Genomic DNA, 23784 nt, shown 5'->3' on the forward strand with positions numbered 1-23784 from the left:
GCGAGACCCGCATTGTCGGCTGCTTCAGCCGGCCACGACAGGGACCTTGAGAGTGCGCTGCGAACGGAAGGCGCTCAGGGGCACGCGCGGCCGGTCCTCGGCGAGACCGATCTCGGCGTCGTCCAGGTAGCAGCCCGGGTCCTCGGCCCAGGGGTCGCCGGTCAGCTGCTGGGCGCGCACGCGGGTGTTGCCGCCGCAGATCGCCAGGTACTGGCAGGCAGCGCAGCGGCCGCCCACCGGGCGGGGCTGCTGCTTCAGGCCGGCCATCAGCGCGTCGCGGGTGTCGGGCCAGATGGCGCTGAAGGGGCGCTGGCGCACGTTGCCCAGCGCGTGGTGCCACCACATGGTGTCGGGGTGGACCTCGCCCAGGTTGTCGATGTTGGCCACGTGCAGCCCCGAGGCATTGCCACCCCAGGCCTGCAGGCGCTGGCGCAGCGCCTCGCCAAAGCGGGCATGCAGGTCCGGGTGGCGGCGCTGCAGCCACAGCAGCAGCCAGGGGCCGTCGGCGTCGTTGTTGCCGGTCACGTACTCCTCGTCCAGGCCGCGCTGCGCGGCGTCCCAGGCGCGGTCGAACAGGGTGTCGAGCGCGGCGCGGGTGGCGGCGAACTGGGCGTCCTTGGCGCGGTGGATGTTGCCGCGGCCGGCGTAGTTCAGGTGCGAGAAGTAGAACTTCGGCGCGCCCTCGGCGCGCATCAGGTCCAGCAGCGGCTCGAAGTCGGGCGCGTTGCTGGCGGTCATGGTGTAGCGCAGGCCCACCTTCACGCCGCGCGCCAGCAGCAGGCGCACCGCGTGCAGGCTGCGGTCGAACGCGCCGGCCAGGCGCCGGAAGCGGTCGTGGGTGGCGCGCAGGCCGTCCAGGCTGATGCCCACGTAGTCGAAACCGGTGGCGGTGATGCGATCGGCCAGCGCCTCGTCGATCAGCGTGCCGTTGGTCGACAGGCCGGTGTAGAAACCCATGGCCAGCGCGCGCTCGGCGATGGGGAAGAGATCGGGCCGCAGCAGCGGCTCGCCGCCGCTGAGGATCAGCACCGGAACGCCGAAGACCTTCAGGTCGTCCATCACGGTGAAGACCTCGCCGGTGTCCAGCTCACCCGCGTAGTCGTGGTCGGCCGACAGCGCGTAGCAGTGCTGGCAGGTCAGGTTGCAGCGGCGGATCAGGTTCCAGATGACCACGGGGCCTGAGATGGCGCCCCCGGCCGCGTGGCGGCCGCCCCCCAAGGGGGCAGGCGCCGGGCTTGGGGCGGCCCGGCGCTCCGGCGCCGTGGCCCCCTCGGCCCCGCGTCGACGGGGCAAGGGGTATTGGCTGCTGCGCTCGGCCTCGGCCAGCTCGCGCAGGTAGTGCGATACACGGAACATGCTCAGTCCTTCAGTCTCAGCCCGGTCTTCTTCAGGATGGCCGTGCTGTAGAGGATGTCGTGGGCGCGGCAGGCGGGGCCCAGCAGCGCGGCGATCTGCGCGGCCTGGCGTTCCACCTCGCGGCGCTGGCGGCCATGCAGCATCGCGAACAGGTTGTAGGGCCAGACGCTGCCCTGGCGCTGGCGGCGGTAGCAGTGGCTGACACCGGGCAGCGCCGCCACGCGCGCGCCCAGCGCATCGACCTGGGCATCGTCCACATCCCAGACGCTCATGCCGTTGGCGGTGAAGCCCAGGCGGTAGTGGTTGGGCACGGCGCCAATGCGGCGCACCAGGCCGTTGTCGAGCATCTCGGCCAGGCGCTGGCGCACGGTCTCGCCGGGCACGCCCAGCATCGCGCCCAGGGCCTCGTAGGGGCGGTTGACCAGGGGCAGGCCGCCCTGGGTGGCGGCGATCAGCTCGCGGTCGAACTCAGTGAGTGCCATCGGCGGGCTCCATCAGCGGCAGGCGCAATTCCACTGCGTACTCGCGCTCCTTCGGAAAGGCCAGCACCGGCAGGCCGGTGGCCGCCTCGAGCTGACCAATCACCGCGGACACCTGCGCCGCGTCCTCGGTGGCGATGACGAACCACATGTTCAGCGCATGCGCTCGGCGGTAGTTGTGGGCCACCTCGGGCAGTGCGTTGACCTGCGCCGCCACCGCGTCGAAGCGCTCCTCGGGCACGGCCATCGCAGCCAGCACGAAGCGACCCCCGGCGCGCTCGATCTGGAACAGCGGACCGAAGCGGGTGAGCTCGCCGTGCGACAGCAGGTGGCGCAGCCGCTCGATCACCAGGTCCTCGCTCCAGCCCAGTGCGCGGCCCACCTCCAGGAACGGGCGGTCGCTGAGCGGGAAGCCACCGTGCAGGTGGCTGATCAGCCGCAGGTCATCCGGCGAGTGCATGGCGGGTCTCCTCGTCAGGGAGGTCACGGAAGCGGCGGGCGCCGGTCTGCTTGTAGCGCCGCCAGGAGAACAGCACCTGCTGCGGCAGGCCCTGCAGGCCGGCAGCGGCGCAGGCCTGGGCGAGCACGGCGCGCACGCTGTCGCGGTCACGCCCGTGGACCATGCCGTAGAGGTTGTAGGGCCAGCCCTCGGCACGCTCGCGCCGGTAGCACAGCGTCACACCGGCGTGGGCGGCCAGGCGCGGGCCCAGCGCGTCCACCAGGGTGTCCGGCACATCGAACACGGCCATCGCGTTGTGCGTGAAGCCGAACTCATGGTGCCGTACGATCAGGCCGAAGCGGCGCAGCGTGCCCTGGTCCAGCCAGCGTGCCAGCGTCTGCAGCACGCGCGAGGGTGTCCAACCCAGGGCCTGGGACCAGGCGTCCACCGGGCGCTCGACAAGCGGCAGGCCGTCCTCCACCAGCGCGGCCAGTGGGCGGTCGGCATCGGCCACCGCGGGAGGACGGCGGCGCGGCTCGTCGGGCGCGGTGCCTGCGGTGCGCTGCCGCAGGTCAAAGCCCAGATCGATCCGGTAGGGGCGGCGCAAGGGCAGACGAAGCGCCGGCAGGGCGGTGGCCGCCTCCAGTGTCTGCAGGCTGCGCTCTACCGCCTCAGCGTCCAGCCCGGTCATCACGAACCACAGATTGTGCCGGTGCTCGCGCGCATAGTTGTGGTTGACGCCGGCGTGGGCCGAGACGATGGCGGCCACCGCGTCCAGCCGTGCCTCGGGCACCGCCATCGCGGCCAGCAGCGCGGCGCCGCCGGCGCTGGCGGCGAACACGCCGCCGACGCGGCTGAGCTGGCCCGCACGCTGGGCGGCGCGCAATTCGTCCAGCAGCCGCGGTACGGTCGTGCCATGCACGGCGGCCAGGGTGTCCCAGGGACGCTCGGTCAGCGGCAGACCGCGCTGCCAGGTGTTGAGCAGGTTGAGCCGGTCCATGGCGTCAGAACCCCATGCGCGCGGCGCGCGAGGTGAAGAAGATGCCGCTGGGCGCATCCACGGTCAGCTGCGCCAGGGTGCGCAGGCTGGCGGTGTCGATGACGCTGACGCGGTGGGCGTCGCGGCTGCTGATCCACACGGCCTCGCCGCGCGGCGTGAACTCCAGGTGCAGCACCGCCTTGCCGGGCTCCAGCGTGGCCACCACGCGCTGCGCGGGTGTGTCGATCACCTGCACGCGGTCATAGTCGGGCACGGCGAAGTTGACCCACACCTGGCGACCATCGGGCCGGGCCATCACGAACACCGGCTGTCCGGCCACCGGGATGCGGCCCACCTCCTGCCAGGTGGCGGTGTCGACCACCAGCACCTCGTGGCGGCCGATGGCCGGCAGGTAGGCGTGGCGGCCGGCCACCGCCCAGCCGCGCAGGTGCGGCATCTTGTAGACCGGCAGCGGCTGCTGGCCGCGGCCGTAGCCCCCCAGGATGCGCTGCACGCGGGGGGGGTCGGCCCAAAGGTCGACCATGGCCAGGCCGTCCTCGCCGAACAGGCCGGCGATGTAGTGGCGGCCATCCGGGGTGACCAGGGCATCGTAGGGCTGGCGGCCGATGCCCGGGAGCCGGGTGGTCACCGGGTGCGCGGGGTCGCTGCAATCGGTGATCCAGATCGCGTCGGCATCGAACAGGCTGTAGGCGAAGTGCTGGCCGGGCAGGTCGACCAGGCCCACCACGCGCGAGCGCTGGCCGGGCGCGAATTCGGCGGGCACATCGGCCACCAGGGCCAGCGTGCGGGCGTCGAAGACCTTGATGCCCCCCGGCGTGTAGTTCTGCGCCGCCACCAGCGTGCCGTCGGCGCTGATCGCGCCGCCGATCGAGTTGCCGGCCTGCATCACGCGCTGCACGATGCGCTGGGTCAGCAGGTCGACCATCGTCAGCCCGCCGTCGCGGCCGAAGACATAGGCCAGGCGGCCATCGCGCGAGAACACCACCGAGGCGTGCGACAGGTCGCCCAGGCCGGCCACCTCGCCGATGACGCGGCGCTCGCTGGTGTCGACGATGGACAGCGCGCCACGCGCGCGCTGCACGACCACGCCCAGGTCGCCGCTGCCGCGCAGGGTGGGGGTGGCGCAGGCGGCCAGCAGCGGCAGCAGGCCGGCGGCCAGCAGGGTGTCACGGCGGCGCATCATCGCGGGGCCTTTGCTTCTTCAGGAAAACCAGCCGTCAGGCGCTCGGCGATCCAGCGCGCCTCGGGCTCGCTGAGCATCGCCCGCCAGGGCGGCATCGGGGTGCCGGGACGCCCGTGGACGATCGTCGCGACCATGGATTCGAGCGGCTGGCCGGCCAGTGCCGCGGGCGTGAGCGCCGGGCCCAGACCACCGGTCAGCCGCATGCCGTGGCAGGAGCCGCAGTCCTGCCGCACCATGCGCACCAGCTGCTGCTGGCGCTCAGGCGCGGGCTCGGCGGCGGCCGCCAGGGGCAGCAGCGCCAGCAGCAGAACGGCGGCGCGGGCCATGCTCAGGTCTTCAGGATCTGCTCGACAGCGGCCTTCAGGTCGGCGTCGTTGATCTTGTCGGGCGGGTTGGGCGCCATCGGGATCGGGCCGAAGCTGCCGGAGCCGCCCTGGCGGACCTTGTCCATCAGCCTGGCCACCACGTCCTGGCCCTTGTACCTGGCGGCGATGTCCTTGAAGGACGGTCCCACCAGCTTCTTGTCCTTGGCATGGCAGGCCAGGCAGCCGGCCTTGTTCATCGCCTCATCGGCCTGGGCCAGGGCGCCGGCGGCGGCCAGCGCCAATGCGGTGGCGATCAGCAGTGTCTTCATGGGCCTCTCCTTCGCGGAGGGCGGGCAGGGCCGGACCCCGCCCGCCCAGGGTCAGTAGATGTCGTGCTGGGTGTTGTTGACGTTGAAGTGACCCGTGGGCGTGATCAGGCGCGGGTCCTTGATCACCGCCTTGAGCTTCAGCGTCCTGTCGTCCACCACCACCAGCGCGCTCTGCTTGTTCTTGGCGCTCCACACCGAGAACCAGACCTCGTCGCCGGCCTTGTTGTACTCAGGCTGGACCACGCGCTTGGCACCGTCATCGCTCAGACCGGCCCATTCGGCGATCGGCAGCACGGTGAAGCCCTTGGCCAGGTTCTTCACGTCGTACACCGCCACCGACTGCGACAGCTTGGGATCGGGGTTCAGCGGCGTGTCCACATACAGGTGGGTGGACTTGGGGTGGCTCTTGATGAAGAGCGAGCCGCCGCCCTGGCCCTTGACCGTGTCCACCACCTTCCAGGCCTGCTGGGGGTGGCCCTTGGGGTCGGTGCCGATCATCGAGATCGTCTCGTCGCCCAGGTGGCTGGTGGCCCAGACCGGCCCGAACTGCGGGTGCGTGAAGTTGGCGCCCCGGCCCGGGTGGGGGATCTTGCCGACATCGATCAGCGCGGCCAGCTTGCCTTCCTTCAGGTCCACCGCGGCCACCTTGTTGGACTGGTTGGCGGCCACCATGAAGTAGCGGTGGGTGCTGTCCAGGCCGCCGTCGTGCAGGAAGCGGGCGGTCTCGATCTCGGTGGTCTTGAGGTTCTTCAGGTTGGAGTAGTCCACCAGCAGGGTCTTGCCGGTTTCCTTCACGTTGACCACGAACTCGGGCTTGAAGTGGCTGGCCACGATCGAGGCCACGCGCGGCTCGGGGTGGTACTCCTGCTTGTCCACCGTCATGCCGCGGGTGGCGACGATCTTCAGCGGCTCCAGCGTGTCGCCCTTCATGATCGTGTACTGCGGCGGCCAGTAGCTGCCGGCGATGGCGAGCTTGTCCTCGAAGCCCTTGTACTTGCTGGTGTCGACCGAGCGCGCCTCCAGGCCCACGCGGATCTCGGCCACGTTGTCGGGCTTGGGCATCCACAGGTCGATCATGTTGATCTTGGCGTCGCGGCCGATCACGAACAGGTAGCGGCCCGAGGCCGACAGGCGGCTGATGTGCACCGCGTAGCCGGTCTTGACGATGTTGATGATCTGCTTGGTGTCGCCGTCGATCAGCGCCACCTCGCCGGTGTCACGCAGCGTGGTGGAGAAGATGTTGGCGATGTTGTAGTCGTTCATCTTCTTCGTCGGCCGCTGCTCGGGCGGGACGATGACCTTCCAGGTCTTCTTCATGTCCTCCATGCTCCACTCCGGCGGTTGCGGAGGGTCCTGCTGGATGTAGCGCGCCATCAGGTCGGTGGTCTTCTCGTCGAAGTCGCCGCTGGTCTGCCAGTTGGGCATGCCCGCGGGCGAGCCGTAGGCGATGAAGACCTTCAGGTAGTCGGTGCCCTTGCCCAGCGTGATGTCGGGCGTCAGTGGCTTGCCGGTGGCGCCCTTGCGCAGCACGCCGTGGCAGCCGGCACAGCGCTCGAAGTAGATCTGGCGGGCCTTGTCGAACTCGGCCTGCGTCATCTGCGGGGCCTTTGGGTTGGTGCTCTGGTACATCGGCTCGTTGGCCAGGGGAGAGCCGCCCGCCTGGTAGTTCATCTCGGGCTGGGTGACGGCCTTCTTGTCCTGCGCCAGGGCGCCGGTGGCCAGCAGCGTCGCGAGGGTCATCGCGGTGAGCCGGGCAATCGTCGGAGCGTTCATGGTGTGTCTTCGTTCCTCGAGGAGCAGCGCGTGGGTCGGCCCGTGCAGGGTGCAGGGGGCGGGCTCGCCGGGCGGCTGTCCATCGTCGAAGCAGCGAGCGTCGGCATCGTCCCGCCGCGGGGTCGGGGGTGTCCTTGAACTGGTTCAAGGACGGCACCGAGCCTGGCTCGCGAAGATGCCGCCATGCCCAGAGACCTTGACCATCCACCGCGCCGCTTCGGCACGGTCACGCTGCTCGGCGCCGGTCCGGGCGATCCTGAACTGCTGACGGTGAAGGCCGTCAAGGCATTGCGGCGCGCCCGCCTGGTGCTGCACGACCACCTGGTCGGCGACGAGGTGCTGGCCCTGCTGCCGCCGGGCTGCGAGAAGCACTATGTGGGCAAGGAGTCGGCACGCCACGCGCTGCCGCAACGCGAGATCACCGCGCTGCTGGTGCGCCTGGCACACCAGGGCCATGACGTGCTGCGCCTGAAGGGCGGCGACGGCTACATCTTCGGCCGCGGTGGTGAGGAGGCCGAGGCGCTGGCCATCGCCGGCGTGCCCTTCACGGTGATCCCGGGCCTGACCGCAGCACAGGGCGCCGCGGCGGCGGCGGGCATTCCGCTGACCCACCGCGACCACGGCCGCGCGCTGGTGCTGGCCACCGGCCATGGCCGCGAGGGCCACCCGCTGGACCTGGACTGGTCGCTGCTGGCGCGGCCGCAGCAAACCAGCGTGATCTACATGGGCGTGGCCCACCTGCCGGCGATCTGCGCCGGCCTGGTGGCCCATGGCTTGCCGGCCCACACGCCGGCTGCGCTGGTCGAGCGCGCGACGCTGCCCGGTCAGCGCTGCGTGGACGGCACCCTGGCCACGCTGCCCGCGCTGGCCGCCGAGGCCGGCATCCAGCCCCCGGCGCTGATCTTCGTGGGTGAGGTGGTGCGCTTGCGCTCGGTGCTGGCGTCGGCGCAGCGCGTGGCGCCCGCAGTCCGCTGACTAGGGCCTTGGGGGAGAATGCAAGGAAATCCTCGCCCGCGCTCCTCGGCAATGCCCGCCACCGATCCCCATGCCCACCTCGCTGGCAGCCAGGCGCGCACGCTGGCCTATGCGTTCGACCTGTGTGCCAGTGCGCTGGGGCTGTTTCCGGCGAGCTATGTGGCCTACCTGAACGAGTCGCCGCACACGCCCGGCGTGACCGAGTTCGCGGTGCTGTTCCTGGCCTATCACGCCTATTTCCTGGGGCTGCGTGAAGGCGTGACACCCGGCAAGCGCGTCATGAACCTGGCCGTGCTGAGCCGCCATGGCCAGGCGCTGGGGCCGGTGCAGGGCCTGTGGCGGGCGGTGCTGCTGAGCCTGCCCTGGCTGCTGATCGCGGCCGGCGACCACCCGGCCCTGCAGCAAGGGATGTCGCTGACGATCTGGGCAGGGTTGCCCACGGCCGGCACCGCGTGGTTGCTGCTGGACCTGGTGCTGATCGACAGCCTAAGAGACCGCCGCTCGCTGACCGATCGGCTGGCGGCGACGCTGGTGGTGCGATTGCCGCCGCCCGAACCGCACCGGGCGCCAGCGATTCCGATGTACAGCGCGCGTGACGCCGAGTTCGGTGACCCGCCCAGGCGGCCGCCCGAGCGATGAGCGGGCATCCCGCACGCGCGGTCGTCGCGGTGCTGTGGCAGCTGTGTCGGCTGCTGGCGTTGGCCGTGCTGGCCTTCGCAGTCTGGGGCTGGACCTCTGGGCAATGGGCCGGTCGCCTGTTTCCGCTGGTATGGCCGCGACCGTACCTGGAGATGGTCAGCGCCACCGCCGTCGGCTCGCTGGCGGCGGCGGTGGTCACCGTGCCCTGGCTGATCCGCTGGTGGCCGCAGCGCTGGGGGTGGGCGGCCCTGGCGGCGGCGTCGCCGATGCTGCTGCTGCGGGGCAGCGACCTGCTGTCCTACGCGGGTTCGGGCGAGACGCGCATCCTGGTGATGTCGGTCGTCGAAGCGCTGCTGCATGCGCTGGCCCTCGTGGGTGGGGCGGCGTGGTGGCGCCGCCGGCATGGCACCATGCCACCGCTTCCAACGTCCCTCCGCCATGACCCCTGACGACACCGATCTGGCCGTCCTCGCCGACGCGCTGATCCACAGCCGCCAGCACATCGGCCCCAAGCGCCTGGTCGCGCCGGGGCCGGACGAGGCCACGCTGCGCGTGCTGCTGGCGGCGGCCGCCGCGGCGCCCGATCACCAGCAGCTGCGGCCGTTGCGCTTCCATGTGCTGGGCCCGCAGGCGCGGGCGCGGCTGGGCGAGGCCTTTGCGCAGGCGCTGCAGGAGCGCGATCCCGCGGCCACCGAGAGCCAGGTGGCCGATGCCCGTGACAAGGCGCTGCGCGGCCCGGTGCTGCTGCTGGCGGTGGCCGATCTGCGTGCCGACGAACCCGGCGTGGCCGAGGCCGAGCGCCTGGTGTCGCTGGGCGCAGCGATCCAGAACCTGCTGCTGGCGGCGCAGGCGCGCGGCTGGGGCAGCGGGCTGACCAGTGGCCGCTCGATGCGCTCGGCCGCGCTGCGCCAGGCCTTCGGCCTGCAGGAGGGCGAGCACGCGGTGTGCTGCATCACGCTGGGCACGGTCAGCCGCGCCAAGCCGGCGCGGCTGCGGCCCGCGGTGGACGAGATCGCGCGCTGGGAGCCCTGAGGCAAGGCCGAGCAAGTCCCTCGCGGCGACTGGCTCGGCGTCGCCCTGGTCAGCGGGCCTTCGGATCCTCGGCGGCCGGCTCGTAGGGGCTGTGCAGGTCCACCACCTTGGCGGCGCGCTTGCGCATGTGGATGTTGAGCATCTCCACGCCCAGCGAGAAGGCCATGGCGAAGTAGACATAGCCCTTGGGCACGTGGTGGTCGAAGCCCTCGGCGATCAGCACCACGCCCACCACCACCAGGAAGGACAGCGCCAGCATCTTGATCGTGGGGTGGTCCGAGACGAAGCGGCCGATCGGCGCGGCGAACAGCATCATCAGGCCCACCGAGGCGATCACCGCGGCGATCATGATGCGCACGTCGCTGACCATGCCCACGGCGGTGATGATCGAGTCGAGCGAGAACACCAGGTCGACGATCATGATCTGCACGATCACCGCGGCCAGCGTGGTCTTCACCGCGGCCGAGGCATGGCCCTCCTCGCCTTCGAGCGAGCCGTGGATCTCGGTGGTGCTCTTCCAGATCAGGAACAGGCCGCCCAGGATCAGGATCAGGTCGCGTCCCGAGATGCCCTGGCCGAACACGGTGAACAGCGGCTGCACCAGGCCGACGATCCAGGCCAGCACCAGCAGCAGGCCGATGCGCATGAACATCGCCATGAACAGGCCCAGGCGACGCGCGAATTCCTGCTTGGCCTTGGGCAGCTTGTCGACCAGGATCGAGATGAAGATGATGTTGTCGATGCCCAGCACCAGCTCCAGCGCGGTGAGCGTGGCGAAGGCGATCCAGGCTTCGGGGCTGGTCAGCAGTTCCATGGGCGCGTCCTGTGTTCGGGCGCGCGATGATAGGGGCGGCTTGACGACCTTGGGAAGTGCCGGGGGATCTTCAGGTCCCCGACGGGGCGGAGGCCGCTGCGTCCAGGTCGGCCGGCTCGGCACCGGCGGGCTCCTTGTGGGCGATGCCGAAATGGCAGTCGATGCAGGTCTTGCCCTCGGTGGCCAAGCGCTTGTGCTGCTTCTGCGCCGTCTTGCCCTGCAACTCGGGGTCCATGGCCTGAACGTTGTGGCAGCTGCGGCACTCGCGCGAGTCGGTGGCCTTCATGCGCTGCCACACCTGCTGCGCCAGCGCCAGCCGGTGCTGCTCGAAGCGCTCGGGCGTGTCGATCTCGCCGGAGAAGTGGCCGACGATGTCCTTGACCGCGCCGAGCTTGCGCCACAGCACGTCCGGAAACTCGTGCGGCACATGGCAGTCGCCGCAGCCGGCCTGCACGCCGGTGCGGTTGCGTGCGTGGATGGTGTGGCTGTACTCGGCAAAGTTGTTGTCCTTCATCTCGTGGCACGTGATGCAGAACTCGGTGCGGTTGGTGGCGTGCAGGCCGGCCGTGCCACCCAACGCGATGGCCATGCCCAGCAGCACCAGGGCGAGCGCACCCAGCCAGCCTCGCCGACCCGATGACGGACGCCTCATTTGAGCTGCAGCACGAAGGCGATGACATCAGCGCGGCCCTGGGCATCACCCAGGCCGTCGTACTTCATCTTGCCGCCGGGCACCACCTTCTTCGGCGCCGTGATGTAGGCGTCGATCTTCTCGGGCGTCCAGGTGATGCCGCTGGCTTTCATGGCGTCGGAGTAGCCGGCGAAGCTGGCGACGGTGCCCGCCTTGCGGCCGTTGACGCCGGTGAGGGTGGGGCCCTTCTTGTCCTTGCCGGGCTGGGCGCTGTGGCAGTCGCCGCATTCCTCGGCAAAGGTGTCGGCGCCGCGTTTGGCGTTGCCATCGGCATGGGCCAGTGCCGCGGCGCCGGCCAGCAGGATCAGGGGGAGGGTGTGGCGCATGCTCATAGGCTCCACCAGAAGAACAGCATGGTGGTGTTGTTGTCGCGGGCGCGGCGGTCGACACCATTCACGTCGTCGATGTAGTGGCTGCCGCCGTTGAACCTGCTGTAGCCGGTGTACTGCAGGCCCACGCGCAGGTTGGCCCAGGGCGAGCCCCAGGAGCTTTCCTTGCCCCAGGGCGTCCAGTCCAGCTGCAGCATGTAGCCATTGGTGTCGGGCCTGGCGCTGTAGGAGCTGCCGCCCCACAGGCCGGTGTCGGCGCTGCCGCCACTGCCGAACAGGCCGGCGGTGGCGCCCCAGGTCTGCTGCCAGGTGTAGGAGCCGGTCAGGCGCCAGGTCTTGAGCGAGCCGCTCGCGTTGCTGGCGCCGCCGACGGCCTGGGTGGCCTTGAGCTTCTGGCCCTCGTGCATCCAGCTGGCGTTGAGCGTGACGACGTGCTCGCGGTTGCCCAGCCACTGGTAGCCGGCGTCCAGGCCCCAGTCGCTGAAATGGTCGGTGCTGGACGGCGCGGCGCGGTCGGGCGCCAGCGCGGCGGACAGGCCTGACAGGCCGACATGCCAGTTGTCACGCTTGCGGTCATCCAGGTAGGCCAGGCGCCAGTACAGCGCGGGATGCGACAGGCGGCCCACGTCCTCGGCGTTGATGGCGCTGATCGCCTTGGTCGACAGCGACTTGTACAGGCCCAGCTCGCCATACCAGTGCTTGTCATGCAGCGCGTACAGATTGGCGCCCAGCACCGCACCGGCCAGGTTCTCCATCAGCGGTGTCGGGCCCTGGCCGAAGCCGAAGTCGCTCGCGGTGTACGGGAAGCGCCACTGGCCCAGCGTGTTGAAGGGGTCGGTCAGCGTGGGGTTGCCGTTGATGGCCAGGCCGACGGTGGTCTCCTTGTCGCCGAGCGTCAGGCTGCGCGCATAGCGCAGGTCCAGCTGGTCCAGTGCCCAGGCGCGGTCGACGCCGGCATAGGTGGACTGCACGAAGGCGCCGATGTGGTCGGTCAGCCGGCCGGCCAGGAAGGCCGAGGTCTCCTGGATCGCGCTGTTGTTGTTGGCCTTGAAGTGGTCGGGCACCTCCGGCAGGTCCCTGGCGCTGCGCGTGAGGTTGGCGATCATCATGGCCGACAGCGGGACCTTGCCGTCCTGGCCGTCGGTCTCGGTATAGCCGTTGATCTTGAACTGCTGGCCGAAGGGCGTGAGCTGCGGACCGAAGGCGCCGACGTGGCAGGCGGCGCATTCGCTGCCGGTCTGGCGGGCGAAGCTGGGCACGGCCCAGGCGGGGGTGAGGCTGGCGGCCAGCAGCGCGGCGCCGGCCAGCAGGCGGGCGGCACGGTGGGCCGTGGAGGTGCGGTGCATCAGGGCTTCCTGGCGGGTGTTGGACAAACTGGTGTCCATCCTCCGCGGGCGCAGCCTTCAATCCGCTGACAGCATGCGTAACGGCTGGAAATCGACCCGCACCCGGCTGCCGCGGCCGCCCGGGCCGTCGTGGATCGAGACCTGGGCGCCATGGCGCTCGGCGATTTCGCGCACGATGGCCAGGCCCAGACCCGATCCCAGCCGGTCGTGCTCGTTCAGCCGCACGTAGCGCTCGAAGACGCGCGCCCGGTCGGCTGGCGGGATGCCGGGGCCGTCGTCCTCGACCTCCAGGAAGGGCCGGCCGTCCGCCACGCCGCAGCGGGCGGTCACGGTGCTGCCTTCGGGGGTGTGCTGGATCGCGTTGCCCACCAGGTTCAGCAGCAGTTCGCGCAGCAGCCAGCGCGAGCCGATCACCCGCGCCTCGCCGGTCTCGAAGCCCAGGTCGACGTGCCGGGCCAGCGCGGCGTCCAGGCTGGCGTTGGCGGCGTCCTGCAGCAGGTCGGACAGCGTCAGCGGGCCCATTGGCACCGGCGCCGCGCCTTCGCCGCCGGCGCGCGCCAGCGCCAGCATCTGGTGCGCCAGGTGCGACAGGCGCTGCACCGACTGCGACACCTCGGCCACGCGGGCGGCCACCGGCGCCGGCAGGGCTTCCCGCGACAGCAGATCGACCTGCGTGCTCAGGCTGGCCAGCGGCGTGCGCAGCTGGTGCGCGGTGCCGTCGATGAAGGCCTGGCGCGCGCGGGCGGTGGCGCGCACCCGGCTGACCAGGCGGTTGATCGCGCGCAGCAGCGGCACGGTCTCGTGCGGCGCCAGGCGCAGCGGCAGCGGGCGCAGCTCGTCGATCTCGTGGCGTTCCAGGCGCTCGCCCAGCAGGTCCAGCGGTCGCAGCGCGAAGCGCACCGCGACCAGGGCCGCCGCGACCACCGCCAGTGCGATCGCCAGGTTGGTGGCGGCGGTCACATACAGCAGCTCGCGGGCTTCGCGGCGGCGGCCGTTGACGGTTTCGGCCACCAGGATGGTGGCGCGCGCATCGGGGCCGCGGTAGCGGTGCTGCACCACCCGCACCGGCTGGCCGCCCAGGCGGGCGTTGAAGATCTGCGTGTCCTCGTCGGTCTCGGCGCGGCGCAGCGTGGCCAGCGCCAGGTCGCCGGCCAGCGGGGCGCCGCTGGCCTGCAGCACCAGGTAGTGCAGCGGATCGTCGGGCTGGGCCCGGCTGAGGGCCTGCACCATGGCCGGCAGGTGGGCGGCGAGGTCGCCGTCGCCCTCGGCCTCCAGCCGCGCCGACAGGCCCACGGCCAGGCTGGCCAGCGCGCGGTCGTGCGACTCGTCGGTCAGGCGCCGGGCGCTGACATAGTCGACCGTGGCGCCGATCAGCACCAGCAGCGCCAGCGGCAGGCCCACCGCCAGCAGCAGCCGGCCGGCCAGCGAGCGCAGCGGATGGCGGGGCAGGCGTCTAGGCGACACCGGCGTCCAGCTCCAGCCGGTAGCCCAGGCCGCGCACGGTGCGCAGCGCCACGCCGCTGCCGGCCAGCTTGCCGCGCAGGCGCGAGGCGTAGATCTCGACGGCGTTGGCGGTCAGCTCGTTGTCCCAGCGGCTGAGCGAGTCGATCAGGCGCTGCTTGGCCACCACCTCGGGGGCGCTGAGCAACAGATGCTCCAGCAGATCCCATTCGCGGCCGGTCAGCGCCAGCGGGGCCTCGCCCAGCCGGGCCTCGCGCAGGCCGACATCCATCTGCAGCGGCCCGAAGCCCAGCGTGCGGCCGCGGGCCGAGCGGCCGCGGCGCACCAGCGCGTGGCAGCGGGCGACCAGCTCGGGCGTCTGGAAGGGCTTGACGAGGTAGTCGTCGGCGCCCTCGTCCAGACCGCGCACCCGGTCTTCCAGCGCGTCGCGGGCGGTCAGCATCAGCACCGGCAGGCGCCGTCCGGCGTGGCGGACGCGGCGCAGCAGCGCCAGGCCGCTGATGCCGGGCAGGCCGATGTCCAGGATGGCCAGGTCGTAGTCGGTGCATAGCAGCACGGCCTCGGCGGTCTCGCCGCGGTCCAGCCACTCGACCGTGAAGCCGGCCTGGCCCAGTGCCTCGGACACCGAGCGGGCCAGCGGGGCATCGTCTTCAACCAGCAGCACGCGCATGGGGCGAGATGCTGCCAGATGCGTGTTGCTGCGACCTTAAGCCAGGGCCACCAGCTCGGCGCCGTCGCGCAACAGGCCGCCGCTGAGGATGCGGTAGCTGTCCATGTCGAAGCCCGGGGCGCTGCGGTCCAGGGCGCGCGCCGCGTCCAGTGTGTCGGCGCTGCCCAGGTAGCACCAGTGGCGCAACACATGGACCTGCTGCCAGCCGGTCTCGTCGCGCTCGATCAGGCCGACGGCGCCCGGGTGCGGCCAGACCAGCAGGCGCAGCGCCGCTAGCGCGGCGCGCAGCCGGGCGTCGTGCGCGGCGGGCGTCTCACCGCCGGCGCAGACGCCGCCACAGCGGCCGATGCTGGCGCGAAAACAGGCCCCGCTGCCGCGCCAGGCGCGCTCCAGGCCCAGGCGTTGCAGGCACAGCCGGTGCTCGTCGGCCATCGCGCGCAGCGCACCCTGGGCCGCATGGCGGCTGGCGAACAGGCCGTGCAGGTGCGGCGTGGTGGCGAAGTCCACCCGCGTGGTGTCGACCAGTTCGGGCCGGTCGGTGCCGTCGGCCCCGTTGGCCAGACGCCAGGCATGCAGGTGGCGCACCCGGCGCAGGCGCTGGTTGTGCAGCGGCTGCAACTGCTTGACCAGGGCCGCTTCCAGCAGCAGCGCGCCCACCTCGCCGGGCGTTCGGCGGTGCTCGATGCGCAGGCTCTGCGCCACCCAGCGGGCGCTGTCGGGGTCGCGCAGGTGCGACAGCACGCGGCTGCGCAGGTGGATGCTCTTGCCGATGTACAGCGGCAGCGTGGCCGAGCGGCCCCAGAACAGGTAGACGCCGGGGGACTCAGGCAAGGCCTCGGCCTGGGAACGCAGAGCGTCGGCCTGGGAACGCGGGTCCTCAGCCACGGCGCGCGCGGCGCTTGAGCCAGCGCATCAGCGCGCCCAGCACGGGGAGCTGCTCGTACAGTTCCTCGGCGGCGTCCCAGTAGTCGCGGTGCAGCGTCACGCGGCCTGCGGCGTCGAAGCGCAGGTGGGTGGCGCCGCGGATGCGGCGTTCGCTGTGCTCGCCCGGCAGCGTGAACAGGAAGTCCCAGGTCAGGAAGGCCTGCTCGCCGCCATCCACCCGCTCGGTCACCACGAAGCGCGGGCCCTGCAGGCGGCGGAACATGTGCTCGAACACCGCTTCGATCGCGGCGATGCCCTGGACCTCGTTGAACGGGTCCTTGAAGCGGGCCTCGGCGGCATAGAGCTGCGGCAGCCGGGCCAGGTCGGCGGGCTGCAGGCGTTCGTAGAAATCGACCAGCAGGTCCAGCGGGCTGATCGGTGGCGTCATCGGCAGCGTCATCGGCGAGTGAGGCGTCGCACCAGCGGAAAGTACCACGCGTAGGGCAGGCAGCGCAGCAGGTCCAGCCAGAACGTGAAGCGGCGCGGAAAGTCGATCATGAAGCGCCCGCGCGCCCAGCCGGCCAGGATGGCCTGGGCGGCCTGAGCCGGGGTGATGACGGCGGGCATGCGGAAGTCGTTGACGGCGGTCATCGGGGTCTCGACAAAGCCGGGCGTCACCACGCTGATGCCCACGCCCAGCGGCGCCAGCTCCAGGTGCAGGGCCTCGCTGAAGTGGGTGAGCGCGGCCTTGGTGGTGCCATAGGCCAGCGCATTGGGCAGGCCGCGGTGCCCGGCCACGCTGCTGACCAGGCTGAGGTGACCATGGCCGCGCGCGCGCATCGGCCGCAGCACCGCCAGCGACAGCGCCACGGCGGCGTCCAGGTTGACGGCGCGGTGCTGTTCCCAGCCGCGCAGGCTCAGCTCCCTGGCGCCGCCGGGCTCGTAGTGGCCGGCGCAGTAGCAGACCAGGTCGGGCGGGTTGGACGAGAACAGGCGCTCCACCGTGGCCTCCAGCGCGGCGGCGTCGGTCACATCCAGCGCGATCGGCCGCAGGCCCGGGTGCTGCCGCTCCAGCGCCTGCAGCGCATCCAGCCGGCGCGCCGACACCGTCACCCGCGCCCCGCGCTCATGCAGCGCGGCGGCCAGCGCGGCGCCGATGCCACTGCTGGCGCCGACGATCCAGACGCTGCGCTCGCGCCAGTCGGTCAGGGGGGGATTGAGGCTCATGGGGATCGGGTGAAGGAGATCAGCACCTCGCCGAGTGTCACTCCGAATTTGCTCATCACCGCGCGGTTGAGCAGCACGCGCTCGTCGACCAGCCACATCCAGTCGTCGAACTGCACCTCCCACTCGCGGCCGTCGATCGGCAGGCGCAGCGTGTAGCGCCAGTTCAGCGCATTGCCGGCGGCCTCGCCGCTGGCCAGGCCCACCACGTCGTCGGCCTGGCCCTGCCAGCGGCCGTTGCCCAGGTGGGTCAGGCGCCAGACGCGGCGCTGGGTGCTGCCGTCCGAGTAGGTGAAGCGCTCGTCCAGCTCGCCCTGTTCGCCCTGCCAGCGGCCGTCGATCTGCACCGTGAAGCGCTTCACCACGCGGCCGAAGCGGTCCTGGAACACGCCGTGCGCCATCACCCGGCCGGCGAAGTACTGGCGCAGGTCGAGCAGCGGCTTCTCGGCCGCATGGTCGGCGATCGAGGGGTGGGCGCAGCCGGCCAACTGGGTCAGCGGGATGCCGGCGCTGGCCAGCAGCAGGTGGCGGCGTTTCATGCGAGATCCTCCGGGTGAGCAGCCCACAGCCGCCACAGCAGCAGTGCGGCCAGGGCCTTCAGGGCGCAGGGCAGCAGCGCGTAGACCGCGGCCAGCCAGGCCAGCGCGGCCGGGTCGCGCTCGCCCGGCTGGTAGCCCAGCGCGGCCAGCAGCGGCAGCACCGCGCCGGCCGCCAGGGCCAGATTGAGCTTGGTGACGACCTGCCACCAGCCGACATAGGCGCCGTCGTGCCGGCCACGGTCGCCCGCGCGGCCGATCACGCCCGACAGCAGCGCCCCGGGCAGGGCCAGGTCGGCCCCCAGCGCGGCGCCCGCGGCCAGGCAGACCGCCAGGAACCAGGGCGCATCGCCCGCGTCCAGCGCCGCGGCGCCGATGAACGCCAGGATGGACAGCCCCATGCCGGCCATCCACGACCGTGCCAGGCCCCAGCGCGCCACCGCCTGCAGCCACAGCGGCAGTGCCGCGGCCGCAGCGCCGAAGTAGGCCGCCAGCAGCAGGCCGGGCCAGGGGGCGGCGGCCTGCAGGCGGTCGGCAATGTAGAACAGCACCAGCGTGGCCGGGATCGCGCTGGCGATGCCATTGAGCGCGAACACCGCCAGCAGACGGCGGAAGGCGGCCTGCTGCCAGGGGCGTCGCCAGTCGCCGGCGTCGGCGGCGGCCACCGGCTGCGGCCGGGGCGCGGCGGTCCAGGCCCACCAGCCCAGGCCCAGCAACAGCGCGCACAGCGCCAGTGACGCAGCGTAGCCGGCCAGCTCCGGCGTGACCGAGGCGGCCAGCACGCCGGCCAGGCCCAGGCCTTCGCGCCAGGCCACGATGCGGCCGCGCTGCAGCGCATCGCCACCCAGCCGCGCGCCCCAGCCCTGGTGGGCGATGGCCAGCGCGCTGGCACTGGCGCAGGCCAGCAGCAGCGTCAGCGCCGCGCCCGGCCACTGCAGGGCGGCGGGCCAGGGCGGGAAGAAGAGCAGCCACATCGTCAGCGCCATCACCACCGCCGCGCCGGCCCCAAAGGCCAGCACGCGGCCCGGCGAGCGGGCATGCAGGCGGTCGACCCAGCGGCCCAGCAGCGGGTCGATCAGCGCGTCGGCCAGGCGCGAGGCCAGCAGCAGCGTGCCCAGCGCGGCCAGCGGCCAGCCCAGGGTCTGCGCGTAGTGGTGCGGCAGGTGCACGTACAGCGGCACGCTGGCAAAGGCCACCGGTGCGCCCAGCAGCCCGTAGCGCCAGCCCGCGCCAGCGTCGGCCGCGGCACTCACGGGGCGACCCTCGGGGCGGCGCGCCGACGCGCGGTGAAGCGGGCCGGTGCGCTCATCCCGCCTCGGCGAAGGGTCCCAGCAGGGCGCGGCGCAGCGCGGGCTCGGAGGTGCGCGGCGACAGCCAGATGCCGAAGAACAGCTTCGAGAAGCGCGCATCGCGCAGCACGCCCAGCGAGCGGCCATCGCCGCGCAGGAACTCGGCACCTTCGCCCGGGCGGTGCAGGCCGCTGAGTGATTCGCCGGCGCGCACGTCGGGCAGCAGCGCGCTGAGCTGGCTCTCCCAGCGTGCCGCCTGGGTGTCGTCGAATTTCTCCTGGCGGCGCATCTCGGTCAGCGAGCGGCGAGCGATGTCGGCGCCGCTGAAGGCGCGCCGGTAGGCCAGCTCCAGCGCCAGCGGCGCGGCGGCGAAATCAGCGGCGCGGAAGCCCGGCGCCACCCACAGCCGCGCCACATAGACCTCGAAGCCCCAGACCTTGAACAGCGATTCGCCGGCCGGCTGCAGGCCGGCCTGGCGCGCGCTGGGTTCGTGGCCGTGGGCGGCCAGCGGGGCCAGCGCAGCGGCCAGCAGCGTGCGGCGGTGCATGGTTCAGTCGGCGTGGGCCAGCGTGACGTGCAGCACGTCGATGTCGCCCTGGGTGAAGCCGGCCTCGCAGTAGGCGAGGTAGAACTCCCAGGTGCGCTGGAAACGCTCGTCGAAGCCCAGGCCGGCGGCCTCGGCCCGCCTGGCCAGGAAGCGCTCGCGCCACAGCGCGCAGGTGCGGGCGTAGTCGGGGCCGAAGGCCATCGCGTCGACCACCTTCAGGCCGGCCGCCGCCGCGTGCTGGCGGATGGCTTCGGGGCTGGGCAGGCAGCCGCCGGGGAAGATGTACTGCTGGATGAAGTCGGTGCCCTGCAGGTAGCGCTCGAACAGCTCGTCGCGGATCACGATGCTTTGCAGGCAGACCCGGCCGCCCGGCGCCAGCAGCTTCTTCAGGCTGCGGAAGTAGGTGGGCCACCATTCGCGGCCGACCGCCTCGATCATCTCGACCGAGCAGATCGCGTCATACGGGCCGTCGTCGATGTCGCGGTAGTCCTGCAGACGCAGGTCGGCCTGCAGACCGGCCTTGGCCAGGCGCTCGCGCGCCCAGGCCAGCTGCTCGGTGGACAGCGTCACGCCGGTGAGCTGCGCCCCGGCGCCGGCGGCGGCTTCGGCCAGCGCGCCCCAGCCGCAGCCGATCTCCAGCACGCGCGAGCCGGGTTGCACGCGCGCCTGCTGCAGCACGCGCTGCACCTTGGCGTGCTGGGCCTCGGGCAGGCTGCGTTGGCGGTCGCCGGCGAACCAGGCCGACGAGTAGTTCATCGTCTCGTCCAGCCACAGGCGGTAGAAGTCGTTGCCCAGGTCGTAGTGGGCATGGATGTTCTTGCGGCTGTTGGCGCGGGTGTTGCGGCGCATCAGGTGACGCAGCCGATAGGCCAGCCGGCCCCACCAGCGGCCGAAGATCGCTTCGTCCAGCACCGGCCGGTTGGCGGCCAGCACGCGCAGCAGCAGCGGCAGGTCAGGGGTGCTCCAGCGGCCGTCGATCCAGGCCTCGGCGAAGCCGATGTCGCCGGACTTCAGCGCGGCCGAGAAGGGCGTCCAGTCGTGCAGGTGCAGCTGGGCGTGCAGCGGCGCATCGTGGGCGCCGAAGTGCTGCACGGCGCCACCGGGCAGTTGCAGCGTCAGCTGGCCGTGCTGCAGGCCTTCGAGCAGGCGCAGCACGGTGCGGGCGGCGGCGGGGGTGTCGCCGGGCAGCGCCAGGGACAGCGGGGAGCGCAGGGTGCGGGTGTTCATCGGGGGGCCTCTCGATGACGTCGGTCAGCGGGTGACGAAGCGCGCCGGCGGCGCGGGCTTGGAGCGGAAACCGGTGCGCCGCCACCACAGGCCCAGGGCCTGCCAGTGGATGCGCCAGACGATGCCCAGCGTCAGCAGCGGGTGGCGCAGCCAGGCGCGGCGCAGCGCCGCCGGCGTGACGGGTTCCAGCGCGCCGCTCCAGCTGGTCTGCAGCAGCGCGCCCTGGGCGTCGTCGTGGTCGACGCGCACCACCACGCGCGGCGCTTCGCCGGGGCGCTGGGTGCGCAGCAGGCGGAAGCGGTAGCTGCCGGCCACATCGCAGAAGGGCGAGACATGGAAGACCTTGTCGGCGCGCAGCTCCTGGCCTTCGCGCGGGTCATCCAGCAGGTAGCAGTGGCGCTCGCCGAAGGTGTTGTTGACCTCGGCGACGACCGCGCGCAGCGTACCGTCGGCGCGCTCGCACCACCAGAAGCTGACCGGCTTGAAGGTGTGGCCCAGCACGCGCGGGAAGCACTGCAGCCAGACCTCGCCGCCCGCATCGGTGATGCCCTCGCTGCGCAGCAGCTCGTCCAGCCAGGCCAGCGCGCCGCCGTCCTCCGGGCCGCGGCCGTCGCCGTGGTCGCGGTCCCAGAAGGCGATCGGCGCCCAGCGGTTGCGCGGCAGCGCGCCCGGCGCGCGCTGCAGGCTGCGCATGGGCAGCATCAGGAAGGCGCTGGGGTAGGCGAAGGCGTGGCGCTGCGGACGCAGCCGCGTGTGCCGCACCTGGCCGAAGCCCAGCTGGGCGGTGTTCACGCGGCCTCCAGCGCGCGCGGCGGCTGCTCGGCGATGCGCAGCGCCAGCGCCTCGGCCACGCGCTGGCCGGCGGCCAGGCCGTCCTCGTGGAAGCCATAGCCGGCCCAGGCGCCGCAGAACCAGGTGTGGTGCTGACCCTGCAGCGCCGGCAGGCGGCGCTGGGCGTCGATCGCGGCCTGGTCGAACACCGGGTGGGCGACATCGAACTCGCCCAGCACATGCTGGGGCGCGATCGGCCGCAGCGGGTTCAGCGACACCACCACCGGCTGCGACCAGGGCAGCGGCTGCAGGCGGTTGATCAGGTAATGCAGGCAGACCTCGCGCGTGCCCTGGCCGGCGCTCTCGAAGTTCCAGGCCGCCCAGGCGGCGGTGCGACTGGGCAGCACCGACGCGTCGGTGTGCAGCACGGCGCGGTTGGGCTGGGTGCGGATCGCGCCCAGCACCGAGCGCTCCAGCGCGTCGGCCTGCTCGCCCAGCAGCGCCAGCGCCTGCGGGGCGTGGGTGGCCAGCACGACCTCGTCGAAGGCCTCGCTGCCCTGGTCGGTGTGCACCCGCACCCCGCCGGGCAGGCGCTGGATCGCGCGCACCGGGGTGTCCAGGCGGGCATCGGCCAGACCGGCGACGATGCGCCGCACGTACTCGCGCGAGCCGCCGCGCACCGTGTACCACTGCGGCCGGTCGCTCACCTGCAGCAGGCCGTGGTTGTGGCAGAAGCGGATCATCGTGGCCACCGGGAAGCGCAGCATCTGGTCGGTGGGACAGCTCCAGATGCAGGCCAGCATCGGCAGCAGGTAGTGCTCGCGCAGCGCGGTGCCGAAGCGGTGACGGTCCAGGAAGTCCTGCAGCGGTTCCTGCAGCGCGGCCTCCTCGCCACTGTCGGCCAGACGGGTGCACAGGCGGTTGAAGCGCAACAGATCGCTCAACATGCCCCAGAAGCGCGGGCGCAGCAGGTTGCTGCGCTGGGCGAAGACCGTGTCCAGCGAATGGCCGCTCCATTCCAGCGGCCCCTGTGCGGTGGGGGCCTGCACCGAGAAGGACATGTCCGACGGCGCCGTGGGCACGTCGAGCGCGTCGAACAGGCGCAGCAGCCGCGGGTAGGTGCGGTGGTTGAAGACCAGGAAGCCGGTGTCCACGCCGTGGGTCACCGGGCCCTGGGCGGTGGGCAGCGTGACGTCCACGGTGTGCGCATGGCCGCCGAAGTGCGAGCCCGCCTCGAACAGCGTCAGCTCGGCCTGCCCGCGCAGCGCATGGGCGACCGCGAGGCCGGAAATGCCGGAGCCGACGATGGCGATTCTCATGAAGAGTCCTTGTGTGCGGGCTGAGGAGTGCGACCCCCTGGGAACCCGTACGAGCGATGCGCCCGCACGGATGAGCGACGTGGACAGTATCCAACAAACGACCGTTTTGTCTACGACAAAATGGTTATTCACTTGGAGATGTCCGGGATCGTCCTCGACAATGCGGCCATGCCCCCAATGTCGACACGGTCTTCGCCCGACGCGCCCGAGCGCCCGCCGGCGGCGACCCACGGCATTGCCGACGTGGTGCGCGAGACCGGCCTGGGCAAGGACACGCTGCGGGTCTGGGAGCGGCGCTACGGTTTTCCGACGCCCGAGCGCGACGCCCAGGGTGAGCGCCGATACGACGAGGCCCAGCTGCAGCGCCTGCGCCTGATCCGCCGCCTGCTCGATGCCGGCCACCGGCCGGGCCAGGTGGTGCCGCTGCCGGTGGCGGAGTTGCAGGCCTTGTGCGGGCAGCCCCCGGCCGGGCGCCGTCCGCGCGCGCGCCATGCCCGCGCCGCGCAGGTCGCGGCGCAGTCCCTGGGCGCCTTGGATCCGTCCTGGCTGGCGCTGGTGCAGGCGCACCGCACCGACGCTTTGCGCGCCGGCCTGCAGCAGCAGATGCTGGCGCGCGGGCTGCTGGCCACGCTGCAGGAGGTGGTGGCGCCGCTGGCCGCGCAGGTGGGCGAGGCCTGGTCGCGAGGTGAGCTGTCGGTGTTCCAGGAGCACCTGTTCACCGACACCGTCGAGGCCTCGCTGCGCGAAGCCACCGCGGCGCTGGCGCCCGGCGCCGCCGCCCCGGCGCGGCCGCCCCGCGTGCTGCTGACCACGCTGCCGGGCGAGCAGCACACGCTGGGCCTGCTGATGGCGCAGGCGGCGCTGGCCCTGCAGCGCTGCGAGACCGTGATGCTGGGCCCGGACACCCCGGTGGCCGAGATCGCCGAGGCCACGCGCCGGCTGGCGGTCGATGTGGTGGCGCTGGGCACCAGCCGCCTGGCCCAGCCGCGCGCGCTGCGGTCGGGCCTGCAGAGCCTGCGCACCGCGCTGCCGCCGGCCGTCGGCCTGTGGGTGGGCGGACCGGTGCAGGCGCTGCTGGGACCGCGCCCACCGCAGGGCGTGCAGGCGGTCGCGCGGCTCGATGAACTGCCGGCGCTGGTCGAGGCCTGGCGCGCCGCCTGACCCAGCTCAAGACTCGGCCACGCGG

Annotated in this window: 28 protein-coding genes; 5 read left to right on the forward strand and 23 right to left on the reverse strand. The window is 72.1% G+C overall.

Annotated elements, in window-relative coordinates; genetic code table 11:
• Window positions 1–24 precede the first annotated feature (24 nt).
• Genes nirJ through KAK07_RS17835 form a run of 8 tightly spaced genes read right to left on the reverse strand, consistent with a single transcriptional unit; the run spans window position 25 to window position 6864 of the window.
• On the reverse strand, window positions 25–1356 hold the full coding sequence (gene nirJ, locus KAK07_RS17800; protein WP_210862216.1) for a heme d1 biosynthesis radical SAM protein NirJ: 1332 nt from the start codon (window positions 1354–1356) through the stop codon (window positions 25–27).
• A 2-nt stretch (window positions 1357–1358) separates the two neighbouring features.
• Window positions 1359–1838: a siroheme decarboxylase subunit beta gene (gene ahbB, locus KAK07_RS17805; protein ID WP_210862218.1), complete on the reverse strand. Its 480-nt coding sequence runs from the start codon at window positions 1836–1838 to the stop codon at window positions 1359–1361.
• On the reverse strand, window positions 1825–2295 hold the full coding sequence (locus KAK07_RS17810; RefSeq protein ID WP_210862219.1) for an Lrp/AsnC family transcriptional regulator: 471 nt from the start codon (window positions 2293–2295) through the stop codon (window positions 1825–1827). The genes ahbB (KAK07_RS17805) and KAK07_RS17810 overlap by 14 nt, the downstream gene beginning before the upstream one ends.
• The gene (gene ahbB / locus KAK07_RS17815; RefSeq protein ID WP_210862221.1) at window positions 2279–3274 is read right to left on the reverse strand and encodes a siroheme decarboxylase subunit beta; all 996 of its coding nucleotides are present in this window, start codon (window positions 3272–3274) and stop codon (window positions 2279–2281) included. The genes KAK07_RS17810 and ahbB (KAK07_RS17815) overlap by 17 nt, the downstream gene beginning before the upstream one ends.
• A 4-nt stretch (window positions 3275–3278) precedes the next feature.
• Window positions 3279–4454 carry a cytochrome D1 domain-containing protein gene (locus KAK07_RS17820; protein ID WP_210862437.1) on the reverse strand — a complete coding sequence of 392 codons (1176 nt, stop codon included), beginning with the start codon at window positions 4452–4454 and terminating at the stop codon, window positions 3279–3281.
• Window positions 4454–4783, reverse strand: coding sequence for a c-type cytochrome (locus KAK07_RS17825; RefSeq protein WP_210862223.1), 330 nt, complete (start codon window positions 4781–4783; stop codon window positions 4454–4456). Before KAK07_RS17825 ends, KAK07_RS17820 begins: the two co-directional genes overlap by 1 nt.
• 2 nt (window positions 4784–4785) lie before the next feature.
• On the reverse strand, window positions 4786–5091 hold the full coding sequence (locus tag KAK07_RS17830) for a c-type cytochrome (protein WP_210862225.1): 306 nt from the start codon (window positions 5089–5091) through the stop codon (window positions 4786–4788).
• A 51-nt stretch (window positions 5092–5142) separates the two neighbouring features.
• A complete protein-coding gene (locus tag KAK07_RS17835) occupies window positions 5143–6864 on the reverse strand; it encodes a cytochrome D1 domain-containing protein (RefSeq protein WP_210853385.1) in 1722 nt (573 codons plus the stop codon).
• A gap of 183 nt (window positions 6865–7047) precedes the next feature.
• Here KAK07_RS17835 and cobA point away from each other — a divergent pair, with 183 nt between their 5' ends.
• The 4 genes from cobA to KAK07_RS17855 are packed head-to-tail and all read left to right on the forward strand — an operon-like array spanning window position 7048 to window position 9510.
• Window positions 7048–7839, forward strand: coding sequence for a uroporphyrinogen-III C-methyltransferase (cobA, locus tag KAK07_RS17840; RefSeq protein ID WP_210862227.1), 792 nt, complete (start codon window positions 7048–7050; stop codon window positions 7837–7839).
• A gap of 51 nt (window positions 7840–7890) precedes the next feature.
• Window positions 7891–8478, forward strand: a complete 588-nt coding sequence (locus KAK07_RS17845) for an RDD family protein (protein ID WP_210853375.1) — start codon at window positions 7891–7893, stop codon at window positions 8476–8478.
• Window positions 8475–8927, forward strand: a complete 453-nt coding sequence (locus KAK07_RS17850) for a hypothetical protein (protein WP_210862229.1) — start codon at window positions 8475–8477, stop codon at window positions 8925–8927. Before KAK07_RS17845 ends, KAK07_RS17850 begins: the two co-directional genes overlap by 4 nt.
• A complete protein-coding gene (locus KAK07_RS17855) occupies window positions 8917–9510 on the forward strand; it encodes a nitroreductase family protein (protein WP_210862231.1) in 594 nt (197 codons plus the stop codon). Before KAK07_RS17850 ends, KAK07_RS17855 begins: the two co-directional genes overlap by 11 nt.
• A gap of 49 nt (window positions 9511–9559) precedes the next feature.
• Here the strand turns inward: KAK07_RS17855 and KAK07_RS17860 are convergent, their stop codons facing one another.
• The 15 genes from KAK07_RS17860 to KAK07_RS17930 all read right to left on the reverse strand — a co-directional run bounded on the left by KAK07_RS17860 (window position 9560) and on the right by KAK07_RS17930 (window position 22598).
• Window positions 9560–10324: a TerC family protein gene (locus tag KAK07_RS17860; protein WP_210862234.1), complete on the reverse strand. Its 765-nt coding sequence runs from the start codon at window positions 10322–10324 to the stop codon at window positions 9560–9562.
• A 70-nt stretch (window positions 10325–10394) separates the two neighbouring features.
• Window positions 10395–10976 carry a NapC/NirT family cytochrome c gene (locus KAK07_RS17865; RefSeq protein ID WP_210862236.1) on the reverse strand — a complete coding sequence of 194 codons (582 nt, stop codon included), beginning with the start codon at window positions 10974–10976 and terminating at the stop codon, window positions 10395–10397.
• On the reverse strand, window positions 10973–11341 hold the full coding sequence (locus KAK07_RS17870) for a c-type cytochrome (RefSeq protein WP_210862238.1): 369 nt from the start codon (window positions 11339–11341) through the stop codon (window positions 10973–10975). Before KAK07_RS17870 ends, KAK07_RS17865 begins: the two co-directional genes overlap by 4 nt.
• 2 nt (window positions 11342–11343) lie before the next feature.
• Window positions 11344–12729 (reverse strand): cytochrome c1 protein, encoded by a 1386-nt coding sequence (locus KAK07_RS17875; protein ID WP_210862240.1) that lies wholly within the window; start codon window positions 12727–12729, stop codon window positions 11344–11346.
• Window positions 12730–12747: 18 nt separating this feature from the next.
• Window positions 12748–14154: a sensor histidine kinase gene (locus KAK07_RS17880; protein ID WP_210862242.1), complete on the reverse strand. Its 1407-nt coding sequence runs from the start codon at window positions 14152–14154 to the stop codon at window positions 12748–12750.
• Entirely contained in the window at window positions 14144–14821 is a 678-nt protein-coding gene (locus tag KAK07_RS17885; RefSeq protein WP_210862244.1) for a response regulator, read from the reverse strand. The genes KAK07_RS17880 and KAK07_RS17885 overlap by 11 nt, the downstream gene beginning before the upstream one ends.
• A gap of 36 nt (window positions 14822–14857) precedes the next feature.
• On the reverse strand, window positions 14858–15652 hold the full coding sequence (locus tag KAK07_RS17890) for an endonuclease (RefSeq protein WP_210862252.1): 795 nt from the start codon (window positions 15650–15652) through the stop codon (window positions 14858–14860).
• 46 nt (window positions 15653–15698) lie between these two features.
• Window positions 15699–16145, reverse strand: a complete 447-nt coding sequence (locus tag KAK07_RS17895) for a nuclear transport factor 2 family protein (protein WP_247664431.1) — start codon at window positions 16143–16145, stop codon at window positions 15699–15701.
• Window positions 16142–16912 (reverse strand): SDR family NAD(P)-dependent oxidoreductase, encoded by a 771-nt coding sequence (locus KAK07_RS17900; protein WP_210862254.1) that lies wholly within the window; start codon window positions 16910–16912, stop codon window positions 16142–16144. Before KAK07_RS17900 ends, KAK07_RS17895 begins: the two co-directional genes overlap by 4 nt.
• Window positions 16909–17448, reverse strand: a complete 540-nt coding sequence (locus KAK07_RS17905) for a DUF3833 domain-containing protein (protein ID WP_210853350.1) — start codon at window positions 17446–17448, stop codon at window positions 16909–16911. The genes KAK07_RS17900 and KAK07_RS17905 overlap by 4 nt, the downstream gene beginning before the upstream one ends.
• On the reverse strand, window positions 17445–18698 hold the full coding sequence (locus tag KAK07_RS17910; protein ID WP_310740748.1) for an MFS transporter: 1254 nt from the start codon (window positions 18696–18698) through the stop codon (window positions 17445–17447). Before KAK07_RS17910 ends, KAK07_RS17905 begins: the two co-directional genes overlap by 4 nt.
• A gap of 52 nt (window positions 18699–18750) precedes the next feature.
• Entirely contained in the window at window positions 18751–19281 is a 531-nt protein-coding gene (locus KAK07_RS17915) for a chalcone isomerase family protein (protein WP_210862258.1), read from the reverse strand.
• Between the two features lie 3 nt (window positions 19282–19284).
• Window positions 19285–20508, reverse strand: a complete 1224-nt coding sequence (locus KAK07_RS17920) for an SAM-dependent methyltransferase (protein WP_210862261.1) — start codon at window positions 20506–20508, stop codon at window positions 19285–19287.
• A gap of 24 nt (window positions 20509–20532) precedes the next feature.
• The gene (locus KAK07_RS17925; protein ID WP_210862263.1) at window positions 20533–21300 is read right to left on the reverse strand and encodes a DUF1365 domain-containing protein; all 768 of its coding nucleotides are present in this window, start codon (window positions 21298–21300) and stop codon (window positions 20533–20535) included.
• Complete coding sequence (locus KAK07_RS17930) at window positions 21297–22598, reverse strand: NAD(P)/FAD-dependent oxidoreductase (RefSeq protein WP_210853340.1); 1302 nt, start codon at window positions 22596–22598, stop codon at window positions 21297–21299. Before KAK07_RS17930 ends, KAK07_RS17925 begins: the two co-directional genes overlap by 4 nt.
• A 168-nt stretch (window positions 22599–22766) precedes the next feature.
• Here KAK07_RS17930 and KAK07_RS17935 point away from each other — a divergent pair, with 168 nt between their 5' ends.
• The gene (locus tag KAK07_RS17935; RefSeq protein ID WP_210862265.1) at window positions 22767–23759 is read left to right on the forward strand and encodes a MerR family transcriptional regulator; all 993 of its coding nucleotides are present in this window, start codon (window positions 22767–22769) and stop codon (window positions 23757–23759) included.
• The last annotated feature ends 25 nt before the right edge of the window (window positions 23760–23784 follow it).

Source organism: Ideonella alba (assembly GCF_018069875.1).
Taxonomy (GTDB): domain Bacteria; phylum Pseudomonadota; class Gammaproteobacteria; order Burkholderiales; family Burkholderiaceae_C; genus Ideonella; species Ideonella alba.

Coding starts and splice junctions, on each gene's coding strand:
- nirJ (WP_210862216.1), bottom strand. CDS start 1,356: ATGTTCCGTGTATCGCACTACCTGCGCGAGCTGGCCGAGGCCGAGCGC.
- ahbB (WP_210862218.1), bottom strand. CDS start 1,838: ATGGCACTCACTGAGTTCGACCGCGAGCTGATCGCCGCCACCCAGGGC.
- KAK07_RS17810 (WP_210862219.1), bottom strand. CDS start 2,295: ATGCACTCGCCGGATGACCTGCGGCTGATCAGCCACCTGCACGGTGGC.
- ahbB (WP_210862221.1), bottom strand. CDS start 3,274: ATGGACCGGCTCAACCTGCTCAACACCTGGCAGCGCGGTCTGCCGCTG.
- KAK07_RS17820 (WP_210862437.1), bottom strand. CDS start 4,454: ATGCGCCGCCGTGACACCCTGCTGGCCGCCGGCCTGCTGCCGCTGCTG.
- KAK07_RS17825 (WP_210862223.1), bottom strand. CDS start 4,783: ATGGCCCGCGCCGCCGTTCTGCTGCTGGCGCTGCTGCCCCTGGCGGCC.
- KAK07_RS17830 (WP_210862225.1), bottom strand. CDS start 5,091: ATGAAGACACTGCTGATCGCCACCGCATTGGCGCTGGCCGCCGCCGGC.
- KAK07_RS17835 (WP_210853385.1), bottom strand. CDS start 6,864: ATGAACGCTCCGACGATTGCCCGGCTCACCGCGATGACCCTCGCGACG.
- cobA (WP_210862227.1), top strand. CDS start 7,048: ATGCCCAGAGACCTTGACCATCCACCGCGCCGCTTCGGCACGGTCACG.
- KAK07_RS17845 (WP_210853375.1), top strand. CDS start 7,891: ATGCCCGCCACCGATCCCCATGCCCACCTCGCTGGCAGCCAGGCGCGC.
- KAK07_RS17850 (WP_210862229.1), top strand. CDS start 8,475: ATGAGCGGGCATCCCGCACGCGCGGTCGTCGCGGTGCTGTGGCAGCTG.
- KAK07_RS17855 (WP_210862231.1), top strand. CDS start 8,917: ATGACCCCTGACGACACCGATCTGGCCGTCCTCGCCGACGCGCTGATC.
- KAK07_RS17860 (WP_210862234.1), bottom strand. CDS start 10,324: ATGGAACTGCTGACCAGCCCCGAAGCCTGGATCGCCTTCGCCACGCTC.
- KAK07_RS17865 (WP_210862236.1), bottom strand. CDS start 10,976: ATGAGGCGTCCGTCATCGGGTCGGCGAGGCTGGCTGGGTGCGCTCGCC.
- KAK07_RS17870 (WP_210862238.1), bottom strand. CDS start 11,341: ATGCGCCACACCCTCCCCCTGATCCTGCTGGCCGGCGCCGCGGCACTG.
- KAK07_RS17875 (WP_210862240.1), bottom strand. CDS start 12,729: ATGGACACCAGTTTGTCCAACACCCGCCAGGAAGCCCTGATGCACCGC.
- KAK07_RS17885 (WP_210862244.1), bottom strand. CDS start 14,821: ATGCGCGTGCTGCTGGTTGAAGACGATGCCCCGCTGGCCCGCTCGGTG.
- KAK07_RS17895 (WP_247664431.1), bottom strand. CDS start 16,145: ATGACGCTGCCGATGACGCCACCGATCAGCCCGCTGGACCTGCTGGTC.
- KAK07_RS17900 (WP_210862254.1), bottom strand. CDS start 16,912: ATGAGCCTCAATCCCCCCCTGACCGACTGGCGCGAGCGCAGCGTCTGG.
- KAK07_RS17905 (WP_210853350.1), bottom strand. CDS start 17,448: ATGAAACGCCGCCACCTGCTGCTGGCCAGCGCCGGCATCCCGCTGACC.
- KAK07_RS17915 (WP_210862258.1), bottom strand. CDS start 19,281: ATGCACCGCCGCACGCTGCTGGCCGCTGCGCTGGCCCCGCTGGCCGCC.
- KAK07_RS17920 (WP_210862261.1), bottom strand. CDS start 20,508: ATGAACACCCGCACCCTGCGCTCCCCGCTGTCCCTGGCGCTGCCCGGC.
- KAK07_RS17930 (WP_210853340.1), bottom strand. CDS start 22,598: ATGAGAATCGCCATCGTCGGCTCCGGCATTTCCGGCCTCGCGGTCGCC.
- KAK07_RS17935 (WP_210862265.1), top strand. CDS start 22,767: ATGCCCCCAATGTCGACACGGTCTTCGCCCGACGCGCCCGAGCGCCCG.